At 55.8% G+C, this 11,647-nt stretch carries 13 protein-coding genes and 1 tRNA gene; 9 read left to right on the forward strand and 5 right to left on the reverse strand.

The window, feature by feature from the left end:
- Positions 1 to 2 precede the first annotated feature (2 nt).
- The 8 genes from coaBC to AAAX75_RS04155 all read left to right on the forward strand — a co-directional run bounded on the left by coaBC (position 3) and on the right by AAAX75_RS04155 (position 6,523).
- Positions 3 to 1,217, forward strand: coding sequence for a bifunctional phosphopantothenoylcysteine decarboxylase/phosphopantothenate--cysteine ligase CoaBC (gene coaBC, locus AAAX75_RS04120; RefSeq protein WP_349091203.1), 1,215 nt, complete (start codon positions 3 to 5; stop codon positions 1,215 to 1,217).
- 80 nt (positions 1,218 to 1,297) lie between these two features.
- Positions 1,298 to 1,374: transfer RNA gene (locus AAAX75_RS04125), tRNA-Pro, on the forward strand.
- Positions 1,375 to 1,668: 294 nt separating this feature from the next.
- Positions 1,669 to 2,373: a CDP-alcohol phosphatidyltransferase family protein gene (locus AAAX75_RS04130; protein ID WP_035138471.1), complete on the forward strand. Its 705-nt coding sequence runs from the start codon at positions 1,669 to 1,671 to the stop codon at positions 2,371 to 2,373.
- Positions 2,374 to 2,439: 66 nt separating this feature from the next.
- Positions 2,440 to 2,874 carry an FHA domain-containing protein gene (locus AAAX75_RS04135; protein ID WP_349091204.1) on the forward strand — a complete coding sequence of 145 codons (435 nt, stop codon included), beginning with the start codon at positions 2,440 to 2,442 and terminating at the stop codon, positions 2,872 to 2,874.
- Positions 2,875 to 2,877: 3 nt separating this feature from the next.
- Positions 2,878 to 3,756 (forward strand): MerR family transcriptional regulator, encoded by an 879-nt coding sequence (locus tag AAAX75_RS04140; RefSeq protein WP_118227236.1) that lies wholly within the window; start codon positions 2,878 to 2,880, stop codon positions 3,754 to 3,756.
- A 40-nt stretch (positions 3,757 to 3,796) separates the two neighbouring features.
- On the forward strand, positions 3,797 to 4,327 hold the full coding sequence (locus tag AAAX75_RS04145; protein WP_006235999.1) for an adenine phosphoribosyltransferase: 531 nt from the start codon (positions 3,797 to 3,799) through the stop codon (positions 4,325 to 4,327).
- Between the two features lie 32 nt (positions 4,328 to 4,359).
- On the forward strand, positions 4,360 to 5,487 hold the full coding sequence (locus tag AAAX75_RS04150; RefSeq protein WP_346978494.1) for an NlpC/P60 family protein: 1,128 nt from the start codon (positions 4,360 to 4,362) through the stop codon (positions 5,485 to 5,487).
- A 169-nt stretch (positions 5,488 to 5,656) separates the two neighbouring features.
- Positions 5,657 to 6,523 carry a DegV family protein gene (locus AAAX75_RS04155; RefSeq protein ID WP_349091205.1) on the forward strand — a complete coding sequence of 289 codons (867 nt, stop codon included), beginning with the start codon at positions 5,657 to 5,659 and terminating at the stop codon, positions 6,521 to 6,523.
- A 73-nt stretch (positions 6,524 to 6,596) separates the two neighbouring features.
- On the opposite strand, the gene AAAX75_RS04160 is transcribed toward AAAX75_RS04155, so the two are convergent.
- Both AAAX75_RS04160 and AAAX75_RS04165 read right to left on the reverse strand, forming a co-directional pair.
- Positions 6,597 to 7,208 carry a DUF1836 domain-containing protein gene (locus AAAX75_RS04160; protein WP_192934389.1) on the reverse strand — a complete coding sequence of 204 codons (612 nt, stop codon included), beginning with the start codon at positions 7,206 to 7,208 and terminating at the stop codon, positions 6,597 to 6,599.
- Between the two features lie 155 nt (positions 7,209 to 7,363).
- Positions 7,364 to 8,302, reverse strand: a complete 939-nt coding sequence (locus tag AAAX75_RS04165; protein ID WP_349091206.1) for an FAD-dependent oxidoreductase — start codon at positions 8,300 to 8,302, stop codon at positions 7,364 to 7,366.
- A 117-nt stretch (positions 8,303 to 8,419) separates the two neighbouring features.
- On the opposite strand from AAAX75_RS04165, the gene AAAX75_RS04170 reads away from it, so the two are divergent.
- Entirely contained in the window at positions 8,420 to 9,721 is a 1,302-nt protein-coding gene (locus tag AAAX75_RS04170; RefSeq protein WP_349091207.1) for a glycosyltransferase, read from the forward strand.
- A 447-nt stretch (positions 9,722 to 10,168) separates the two neighbouring features.
- Here the strand turns inward: AAAX75_RS04170 and dut are convergent, their stop codons facing one another.
- From dut to AAAX75_RS04185, 3 genes are read right to left on the reverse strand one after another with little or no spacing between them, the layout of a single operon-like run.
- Positions 10,169 to 10,612, reverse strand: a complete 444-nt coding sequence (dut, locus tag AAAX75_RS04175; protein ID WP_035138481.1) for a dUTP diphosphatase — start codon at positions 10,610 to 10,612, stop codon at positions 10,169 to 10,171.
- Between the two features lie 4 nt (positions 10,613 to 10,616).
- Positions 10,617 to 11,060 (reverse strand): transcriptional regulator NrdR, encoded by a 444-nt coding sequence (gene nrdR / locus AAAX75_RS04180; protein ID WP_022093781.1) that lies wholly within the window; start codon positions 11,058 to 11,060, stop codon positions 10,617 to 10,619.
- A 51-nt stretch (positions 11,061 to 11,111) separates the two neighbouring features.
- Complete coding sequence (locus tag AAAX75_RS04185; protein ID WP_035138484.1) at positions 11,112 to 11,561, reverse strand: LysM peptidoglycan-binding domain-containing protein; 450 nt, start codon at positions 11,559 to 11,561, stop codon at positions 11,112 to 11,114.
- Between the last annotated feature and the right edge of the window lie 86 nt (positions 11,562 to 11,647).

An 11,647-nucleotide genomic window follows, 5' to 3' on the forward strand; every position in this document is an offset into this window, starting at 1 on the left:
CGATGACGGCGGCATCCAACAATTCAATGCAACTTGAGGGAAAAACGATCCTGCTGGGCATTACCGGCGGGATCGCCGCCTATAAGTCGTGCAATATCGTGCGCCTGCTGCAAAAGCGCGGCGCGCGCGTCAAGGTCGTTATGAGCGAGCATGCCACGGAGTTCGTGGGGCCGCTTACCTTCCGCGCGCTCACCAACGAGCCCGTTGCCGTGGGCCTATTCGACGATCCCTCCGACCCCATCCACCACATTTCGCTGGCGCAGGAGCCCGATCTGGTGGTCGTTGCGCCCGCGACGGCCAATATCATCGCCAAGATGGCAAACGGCATCGCCGATGACCTTATCTCCACCACGCTGCTTGCGACGCCGCGACCCATTGTGATCGCACCCGCTATGAACAACGGCATGTGGAAAGCGCCGGCTACACAGGCCAATATGACCACGCTGCGCGACCGTGGCGTCCGCGTGGTGGGACCCGGCAGCGGCTACCTTGCCTGCGGCGACGTGGACACGGGACGCATGAGCGAGCCCAAGGACATCGTCGAGGCTGTCTGTGAGGTGCTCAACCCCGCGCCTCAGAATCTGGCGGGCAAGCGCATCGTCATCACCGCTGGCCCCACGCACGAGCCGATCGACCCCGTGCGCTTCATCGGCAACAGGTCGTCGGGCAAGATGGGCATCGCCCTGGCGGGGGAGGCCGCACGCCGCGGCGCTGCGGTCATGCTCGTGTTGGGACCGACATCGCTCGATGTGCCCCGCGGCGTGGAGTGCGTGCGCGTGCAGACCGCCGCAGAGATGCTCCAGGCGGCGCTGAGCGCCTTCCAGACGGCCGACGCGGCCATTTGCGCGGCCGCCGTTGCCGACTATACCCCCGCCACCCCTGCCAACCATAAGCTCAAAAAGTCCAACGAACGCTTGGATCGCATCGAACTGGTCGAAACGGTCGATATTTTGGCCGAGCTCTCGCGCCAGAAGGGCGAGCGGTGCGTGATCGGATTTGCGGCCGAGACCGATAACGTTGTCGAGTACGCCGAGCGCAAATTGGCCCGCAAGGGCTGCGATGCTATTATCGCCAACGATGTCTCGCGCGCCGATTCGGGCTTTGGAACCGACACTAACAAGGCCTGGATTGTGAGCACAACGGGTACGCAAGAGCTTCCCGTGCTAACAAAACCCCAGCTCGCAGATACAATTTTGGACTTGCTTCAAAATTTATAAAAAAGTTCTTGCACAAGGCTAAAGTTTCGGGTTAATATACTCCCTGTTGCGAGCGAGAGCAGAGCAACAAACAAAAGCTTCGGGACGTGGCGCAGCTTGGTAGCGCACTTGACTGGGGGTCAAGGGGTCGCTGGTTCGAATCCAGTCGTCCCGACCAGAAGTTTGCAGGTCAGGCACCTAGTGCCTGACCTTTTTTGTTTTTAATCACCATGATTATTTTGCTTAAAGCAACAACGTTCCCGCTCGATTTGACTACCGAATCAAAACGTGTACATCAGCCACCAAAATCGACATTTTTCGACATGTTTAGAGGCTGATGTACACGAATGCGAAATCCCCGTCGCCTAAAAGCACCTTCCACATGTCTGGACTCTCTATGCTTACGCTGGATAGACATCGCCGGAACGGGTATAGTATCGAAAGTTTTGTCGTTAACCAGCGGGGGAGTCCTGTGGGCATCAAAAAGAAGATCAAAAAGGAGCTTATCGGCACTTCCGATTACCCGTCGAATAAGATCTTTACGATCTCCAATTTCATCACCTTTACGCGCCTGATCCTCACCCTGGTATTTCTGTACCTGTTTGTGACGGATAACAACCGTGTCATCGCCATCGTTATCTACGCCGTTGCCGCCTCCACCGACTGGATGGACGGTCAGATCGCCCGCATGACTAAGACGGTCTCGTGGCTCGGCAAGGTCATGGATCCCATTTGCGACCGTGCGCTGCTGTTCACCGGCGTGCTGGGACTGGTGGTTCGCGGAGAGCTGCCCATCTGGGTCTGCGTGCTCATTATTGGCCGCGACATCTATCTGGGCATCGGCACGCTTATCGTGCGTCATTATCACCGTCGCCCCATCGATGTCGTCTTCCCCGGAAAGATTGCCACAGCGCTGCTCATGACCGGATTCTCGCTCATGCTGCTCGGGTTCCCCGTTGTTGACGGCCTGCAACTTTTACCTTCAACCCTTACGGCCTTCCCGGGCCTCAACGGAAGCTCGGTGCCCCTCGGCATCTTCTTTGTGTACGGCGGCGTGATCTTCTCCATGCTCACGGCTGTCATCTACTCCATTAAGGGCGGAGTGGCCATTAAACAGGCTCTCGCGCATCCCGAGGACGAGGACATCGACTTTCTGAACCCTGAAATCGAAGACTGATTCGTTGGGGTATGATTACGTACGGTTCATTATTTGCGGCACGTCCGCGATAAGTTAGGGGTTGTCATGGACAACATGGTTAACAATATGCCTCAGAATGATAAGACTGCTGACGCTACCTGCGTATTCCGCGTGCCTGCAAGCGACGTCACCGTTCCCGACCTCATGGCCAACGTGCGCATCACCGCCCCCGTTCTGTCCATCGTCAAGGGTCCGCAGACTGGTGCCGCTTTTGAGCTCGAGGACGACGTGACCACCATCGGCCGCGATCCTGCGAACGGCATCTTCCTCAATGACATGACCGTTTCGCGCAGCCACGCGCGCATTATTCGCGAGGGCCTTGGCGCTCGCATCGAGGACCTGGGCTCGCTCAATGGCACCTGGGTCGACGGTGCCATCGTCAATGCAGCCCCGCTGCACGACGGTTCTTCCGTCCAGATTGGTACGTTTACGCTCATCTACCACGAGAGCACGCCGGAGCGCATCGAAACCGGTGAGTAGGGCATGGCCGAACGCAACTATCTGAGTATCGGCCAAGTCGTCAACCTACTTCGAGGCGCATACCCCGATCTTTCGAACTCAAAAATTAGATTTCTTGAGGATGAGGGGCTCATTACCCCTCATCGTACGCCTAAGGGATACCGTCAGTACTCCAAGGAGGACGTTGATCGCCTAGAGGTCATTCTGCACTTGCAGAAGACCCGCTACATGCCGCTCAACGTGATTAAGCAACGCTTGGAAAACGCCACGGACCTGTCAACGCTCGCCTACGAGGTGGGCTTGCTGTCCGATGTTCCGCTCAAGACGGAGCCCAAGGAGACTAAGCAAAAGCTGCATCCCATCGAGACCATTCCCGATATGCTGGGCGTCGAGATTTCGTTTATCCGCTCGCTCGCCGAGAACGACCTCATTCGCATCATCAAGAGTCCGCAGAATCGTGAGCTCGTCGATGGCCGCGATTTTCCGATCATCCGCTACTGCTCTGAGCTGTCACGCTTCCATATCGAGCCGCGCAACCTGCGTCAGTACGTATCTTCCGCCAACCGCGAGTCCTCGATGTTTGAACAGGTGCTCGTGAGCATGCTCGGAATGGATACCTCCGATGACGAGCGCGACGCCAAGCTCGAGCGTGCGTTTAAGAAGCTTCACGACCTGACGGAGGGCGTGCACACCGCGCTGCTCAAGAACCGCGTTTTTGAGTCGCTCAATGCCGTGGTCGAGGACGCCGACATCGATGCACTCGATGAGGAAATCACACGTTCCGAGTCCACCAAGGCCAAAAACGAAGAGACAGCCGCGCCGGCTTCGCACGAGGATTCTCTCGTAAAGCCGCTCAAGGTCGTCGCCCCTTCGCAATCCGGCACCGCTACCGCGGGCAAATAACCGCTGCCGAAATTTCGGCAACCCATTGAAAGGTCATGTAATGTACGACTTCGAATCTCAAATCGTCGACATCCCCGACTATCCCGAGCCCGGAGTCATCTTTAAAGACATCACGCCGCTCTTTGGCAATCCCGAGGCGCTCAAAGCCATGACCGATGCCCTCGCCGAGCACTTTGCCGGCATGGGAATCACCAAGGTCGTGGGTCCCGAGGCTCGCGGCTTTATGGTTGGCGTACCGGTGGCTGTAGCACTTGGCGCCGGCTTTGTTCCCGCACGTAAACCGGGCAAGCTGCCGCGCGAGACCGTAAGCCAGAGCTACGAGCTCGAGTACGGCACCGATTCAATTGAGATCCATGCCGACGCTATCAGCTCTAAAGATACCGTGTTGATTCTGGACGACTTGGTCGCGACGGGCGGAACCGTCGAGGCAACAGGTAAACTGGTGCGAGATATGGGCGCAAAGCTTGTCGGTTACGGTTGTATCCTAGAGCTTGCGTTTCTCAACCCGCGCGAGAAGCTCACGCCGTCTGATGACGATGTGGAGCTCTTTAGCCTGGTGACGGTGGACTAGCCGTTACCCTTAGTTACTGGAAAGGAAGCTACATGCGCACAGCAAACACGCACAAAAACATGGCACGCTGCGCTGCTACGGCAACCCTCGCTTGTGTTTTGGGCTTGGGCCTCGCGGCTCCTGCCTACGCCGATACCGCATCCGACCTTGCCGCTGCTCGTACTAAGCTCGAGCAGATCGGTACCCAAACCCAGCAGATTTACGATGAGCTCGCCACGCAGACGCAGGCGCTCGATCAGACTGCCGGCGAGATCACGCAAAAGCAGCAGGAGATCGCCGATGGTCAGGCCAAGCTCTCGACCTATGTCGCCGGCGAGTACAAAACCGGCGGTCTGAGCCTGCTTCAGGTTCTGACGGGTGTCGATGACCTTAGCGATATGCTCAACCGTCTGTTCTACTACGGCAAAGTTTCCGATAAGCAGGCTCAGACCATTCAAGAGGTCAAGGAACTTAAGCAGCAGCTCACCGATAAGCAGTCCGAGCAGGAAAAGAACGTCGCCGCCACGCAAAAGAAGGTCGACGAGCTTAACGCCCAGCAGGCTGAAGCCCAGAACGTCGTAAACTCTCTGGATTCACAGCTGCAGGCCGAACTAGCCGCCGAGGCCGAAGCCAACGCCGCGCTGCAGGCCGGCATCAACGCCAGCACCGCCGAGAAAGCCACGGTGAGCAACGAGACTGCCGGTACGACCGAGAACACCAACAACGGTGGCCAGACCAGCAATAACAACAACCAGGGCGGCAACACTCCGGCTCCTACGCCGGCACCTGCTCCGACGCCGCAGCCCTCCACGCCTGCTCCGGCTCCGACGCCTTCTGCTCCGAGCCAGTCCGTCGATGGCGGTTCTGTTGTCTCGCGTGCATACAGCAAGCTTGGTTGTGCTTATTCCTGGGGCGGAATTGGCCCGAACAGCTTCGACTGCTCTGGTTTTGTTAGCTATTGCCTCACTGGTCGCTATTGCCGCCTGGGCACCACGGGCACCTTTATGGGCTGGACGCGTGTGTCCGATCCGCAGCCCGGTGACGTTGTGGTCAACTCATACCACACCGGCATTTACATCGGTGGCGGTCAGATGATTCATGCTTCCGACTACAACACGGGTGTTATCATCAGCTCCGTTGCCGCCGGCATGAACAATAACTACATCTTCGTGCGTTACTAAGTCATCTTACACAGCGTGTGAATGTGGACCTCGTGGCTTTAAGTCGCGAGGTCCATTCTTTTTTTTCTCTCTCATCTTAGACGGCTATCTAGTATTCAAAACTAGATAGCCGTCCATTCGGTTTGCAAGAAGGCTATAATTGTTGATGAACAATTAGAAAGGACCCTCTATGAGCTGGGCACTTATCTCCGATTCAAGCTGCAACCTCCGCGATTGGCAACCGACCGCGCCCTATACCACCTTTGCATTTGCGCCCCTCAAAATTCGAGTGGGGGAGCGTGAATTCGTCGATGACCTTTCGCTCGATGTTCATGAGCTCAACTGCGCTGTTCAGGCGGAGACGAACGCTTCTTCGAGCGCTTGTCCCAGCGTAGGGGAGTGGGCCGAGCTCTTCAAATTGGCAGACAAGACCATCTGCATGCCGATCTCTGAGGGTGTGTCGGGCAGCTACAACGCGGCAGCCACTGCTCGCGATATGGTTCTTGCCGAGGAGCCCGACCGACAGATTCATCTAGTCAATTCACGCGCAGCTGGCGGCAAAATGGACCTCATTTTCTTGCTGTTCGACCGCTATCTTGCAGACAATCCGAATGTCTCATTCGAGGATGCTTGCGCATACTTCGATAGCCTTGAACAGAACAGCAAAATCCTCTTCAGTTTGTGCAATTACGAAAACCTCGCCAAAGCCGGACGTATCCCTAAGGCAGCCGGCGTCATTGCCAACAAGCTCAATATCCGCATTTTGGGCACGGCGAGTGAGGCCGGTAAAATCGAACTCGTGGGGCACACGCGTGGCGAAAAGAAGATGCTCAACAAGATCATCGACACTATGGAATCCGAGGGCTTTACGGGCGGTGAGGTCATCATCGATCACGTTGAGAACGAAGCTGGAGCCCAAGCGCTTACTGATCGCATTGTCGAACATTGGCCCGGCTCCAAGACCATCATCATGCCCTGCAACGGCCTGGATTCCTATTACGCCGAGATGCACGGCCTGATCATCGGCTACGGCATGGGCGTAGCTTCGGGCAAATAAAGTCCAACCAAGCAAAAAAACGGGCGGGACAAAGCGACAGATGGCTCTTTGTCCCGCCCGTTTTATACGTCGGCTAGCTATTAAACCCGTTGAACTTGAGATAGCTCATCAGGTACGCTTTCGAAACAAAGGATGAAACCGCGCTGCGCACAAGCAGCGACTCACGCGTTACCTGATGCGCCGTATCGGGAACCGGCGTCTGCTCGACAGAAAACGCCGAACGAATCGATGCCTCGAGCTGATCGACCACATAGTCGAAGGCCGTCGGGGCATCGTAGCTCAAACGCTGAATGTTAAAGAGCGCCTGCACCGCAGCAATAGGTAGCACCTGCTTAAAGATGCAGATAGCGATCAGGCGGGCAATCTGCTCGCGACCATACTGCTTTTTGACCGGAGCAGGCACCAGACCGACCTTCACGTAGTTATTGATCATCGATGGCGTAATGACAGGCTGCTCAACGCAAATAGACAGCGGCTCCATCCACAGCGCAACATACTCAATGACCTGGTCGCGGTAGAGCGTCACATTGGGCAACTGGTCATAGCGCGGCAGACTCAACGTATTGAGTTTGCGCACGATATCGGACTGAATAAATGCATCGGGCAGCACAGTGGGCTGAATATCCTCAGGCTTAATGCTGACCGACGAATCGGACATCGGGATAACGCGTTTGGCGTGGTTCATAAGGATCCTCCGTTCATTAGCTATATTGTATTCTAGGTTATCTAGTTTTGCATACTATATAGCAGGAAAGTAAAAGTGGTTGGACAGCACATTGATGCACCGTCCAACCACTTTGTTTTAAAGATAGCAACCTTACATAAGATATATTATCGTACTTATCCGCGGAGAAACGCGTATGCGCCCGTTGCTGCTATGGCTCCGTCAGAAACGGCGGTCACAACCTGACGTAAGCGCTTGGAACGGATATCGCCAGCAGCAAATAGACCTGGCGTGCGGGTCGCCATGGATTCATCAGTCAGAATGCCGCCATCAGGCGCCAGATCGACAAGATGCTCAACAAGCTCGGTATGGGGTTGCGTCCCGGTAAAGACAAAGATGCCAAACGAGCCAGGCTCAAAGGTCTCAGCATGCGTCTTACCGCTTGCATTGTCCTTGAACGTAATTGTCGTGGGCATCGCTTCACCAGAAAGCTCAACAATACTAGTTTGGTACCTAACTGTAATATTGTCCTTTTTGAGTACTTTCTGAACAACACCATCAGGCGCACGGAACTGGTCGCGGCGCAGCACGATGGTCACACTGCTGGCAATGTCTGACAGGAACAGTGCCTCTTCGCATGCCGAATTGCCACCACCGATTACAAAGACCTGTTTGCCGCGGAAGAACATGCCGTCACATGTTGCGCAATATGAAACGCCACGACCGCGATAGGTATCCTCGCCAGCGAAACCTGCCGGACGCGGCGTGGCACCCATGCAAGCGATAACGCTCGAGGCAAGCGTATCGCCCATATCGTGATGCACCGTAAACAGCGCTGCATCGGCATCGTAATCGATACCCGTAACCATGCTCCATGTAACCTGCGCTCCCAGCCCCTCTGCATGTTGCTGAAAACGCTCGCCGAGTTCGGCGCCACTCAAGAGCGGAATGCCCGGATAATTCTCGACCTCATTGGTCGTGGCGATCTGTCCACCCGACATGCCCTGCTCAATCACGGTCGTCGTCAGGTTGGCACGCGCAGCGTAAATGGCGGCAGCATAGCCCGCGGGGCCTCCACCGATAATCGCAACATCAATCGGCTGATCGGTAGTCATGAAGAATCCTCTCGTCGAAACGTTGTCGTTCTTTGCGCTCATACCCAAATTTACGTGAACATGACACTCATGCACTACAATGATAAATCGCGTAACAAAGCTGAAGGGGAGTTATCGATGGATCAAACGCAGACGAGCAATAGCGCTCCCCTGCCCATGCAAGCCACTCCCCAACCGGAGCAAATGACCGTTTTACTTGCACAAAAACCCCTGGTAACCATTGTGCACGCATCAGTTGGATCGGGCCACAAAGCCGCCGCCAACGCGATTGCACAAGCATTTGACCTTATCCGCGGCACCAAGGGAATCCCTGAGGATATTGAAATTGAAGTGCTCGATATCCTTGGTTTTGGACGTATTAAATTCGACGGCAATAAGACCGCGGCTTCTTTTACGGGAGCAACACGCCCCATTTACGACCTGACCTGGCGATATACGCTTACGGGGCATCTTCTCTGGGGTGGCGGCACGGCATGGTCGCGAATTATGTTCCCCGCCTTCAACGAATATATTCGTCGCCGCAGGCCTATAGCCGTGGTCGCAACGCACATCACAGCAGCCAATGTTGCCGTGGGTGCCCGCGTTATTACGGGTATCGATTATCCGGTCATCTGCGTACCAACAGACTATGAAGTCGAAGGCTTTTGGCCCCACAAGGACACCGACCTGTTCTGCGTGGCCAACGAGTTTATGGCCGAAACGCTGCGCCCCCGCAAAGTTCCCGAGTCAAAGATCCGCATAACGGGCATCCCCATCCGAGCCGGTTTCGATTCAAATTACGATCGCGAGGAAGAGCTGAGCAAGTTCAATCTCCCCATAGACAAAACCGTCGTATTGGTGATGGCCGGCGCCAGTTTGCCCCAACCATACGTGCGTTTCCGTGCCGCGATGGACCACACGCTCCCCTTCTTACGCAGCTTTGAGGACATGCACTTTGTCTTTTTACCGGGCAAGGATAAGGAATACGCCGCCCGACTCAAGACGCTCTTCGACGCCATGAAGCTCGACAACGTCACGGTTCTGGACTACGTGGACGACATGGCGGCCCTCATGCACGGCTGCGACCTGGCAATCCTCAAATCAGGCGGACTCACGGTCACCGAGTGCCTGTGCGCTCATCTGCCGATGATCCTGCTGGGCAAATCATACGGTCAGGAAAAGGCCAACACCACGATGCTTACCGGCATGGGCGCCAGCATGCACGTCACCACCGCACGTGAACTCATCGTAACCCTACGTCACTTGCACGACCATCCCGAATCACTCAAAGCCCTACTCATCAACGGCGAAGTACTACGCCGCCCCCACGCAGCCGAAGACATAGCCATCGCCACCATGGAGCTCGTAGGCAAACCCCAAAAGCGCAAACGAGCCTTCTGCCGCTTCTACTGGGGAGGAAAGCCCGCGCATATCCGCTAGTCGAATGTCCGCCGCTCTGCCGGAGCCGCCCTTATATCATTCCATGCTCAAACATTCTCGCTTCGCAGGGCGCACTAATCCCACCCGTCCGGGACTCACCCATATCATTCCATGCTCAAACATTCTCGCTTCGCTGCGCTCGCTGCGAAACTGCGCGTGGAACGATATGGGTGAGTCCCGGACGAGAGGCTTCCTGCTTGAAAACAAATTGCAATCCGACTAGAAAGCCGGTGCGACAAAGGAGAAACTCCCTTGTCGCACCGGCTTACAAATCGATTAATGCTATCAGCTTCCAGCGAAGAGGCACGGTAGTTACAAGCATGCAAACGTAGCTCACCCGTGGGAGGGCCCTATATATCGTCCCACGCGCAGTTTCGCAGCGCAGCGAGAATGTTTGAGCATGGGATGATATATAGGGTCCTCCCACGGGTGAGCGGACGGAAGCAACTAGGCGACGCCGGAGGAGCCGAAGCCTCCGTTGCCTCGGTCGGTTTCGTCTAGTTCTTCTACTTCTATGAGGTTAACCGTGGGGACTTCTTGGATGACGAGTTGGGCTATGCGGTCGCCTTTGTTGATTTGGATGTTGTTTGAGGGGTCCAGGTTGATGAGGATAACCTTGAGTTCTCCTCGGTAGTGGGCGTCGATGAGGCCAGGCGTATTGACTATAGACAGGCCCTGCTTGATGGCGAGACCGCTGCGGGGCTGGACGAAGCCGGCGTAGCCATCGGGCAGGGCGATGGCCAGCCCGGTAGAGACCAGACGACGTTCGAAGGGCTTCAGGACGCAGTCCTCGTTGGAGCGCAGATCCAAGCCGGCATCGGTGGGATGGGCGTATTTGGGAAGCTCGACAGTGGGGTCGAGACGCTTTATGTTGACGGTAATGCAGGACATGGAATCACCTTAGCTTGTCGAGCTCTTGCAGAAACTCATCGACGTCTTTGAAATCGCGGTAGACCGAGGCAAAGCGGATGTACGCCACCTTATCGATCTTGGCCAAGCGCTTGAGCACCATGTCACCCAACTCATGCGACGTGACGGCCGTCAGCGTGCGAGAGCGCAGCTCGACCTCGATATCGTCGATAATCTCATTGAGCTTCTTAGTGTCGATATCGCGCTTGATGGTGGCACGCATCAAGCCGACGAGCAGCTTATTGCGATCGAACCGCTGCTTAGTTCCGTCCGACTTAATGACCTCAATTGGGTCTTCGCATCGCTCGAACGTTGTAAAGCGGTAGTTACACGAGCAACATTCGCGACGGCGCTTAATGGTGTTATTTGACTCCTGCATACGGGAATCAACGACGCGGGTATGTGCCTTGCCGCATTTAGGACAGCGCATGGTACCTCCTCTTAAACGATAACAAGAGTACCATGCGCAGCGCGATAATGATTACGAACGAGCAGGAACCTTAAGATGCGCACTGGCGGCGAGCGAACCATGCTCCAGATGATTGACGTTACGGATCATGTCGGAAGTCTCTTGCGTGGAAAGGCCTTCGATTGGATATTCCTCGGCAAGCGACCAAAGAGAATCACCAGGCTGAACGCGAATGGTCTCGTAGGTAACGTTGGAAACGGACTCGGCATACGCGGCGTGACGAGCGCTAAAGACCGACGTAGCGAGGACAAAAAAGAGCGTGAGCGCAACGGCGACGGCAACAATCGTCGAGACCTTCAGGGCAGCGGGAGTCGGCGCGGCAACAGCATACTGAGTGCGAGCAGACTTTACGGGCAAAGGCTGATAACCGGAACGTCCACCCTTGACAACAGTAAAAGCGGGCGCGGCAGGCGTCTCGAGCTTAAGGGCGAGGTTTCCCTGGACCATATTCGTTGCGTTCATCATGTTCTCCTCTCGCGTGTTTTGCTGAGAACAGTTTTATCAAGCCGCGCGGACAAAAATGTCTAGCGCGAGAACGAATGTTCGGT

It is taken from the genome of Collinsella sp. CLA-ER-H7 (assembly GCF_040092345.1).
Lineage (GTDB): Bacteria > Actinomycetota > Coriobacteriia > Coriobacteriales > Coriobacteriaceae > Collinsella.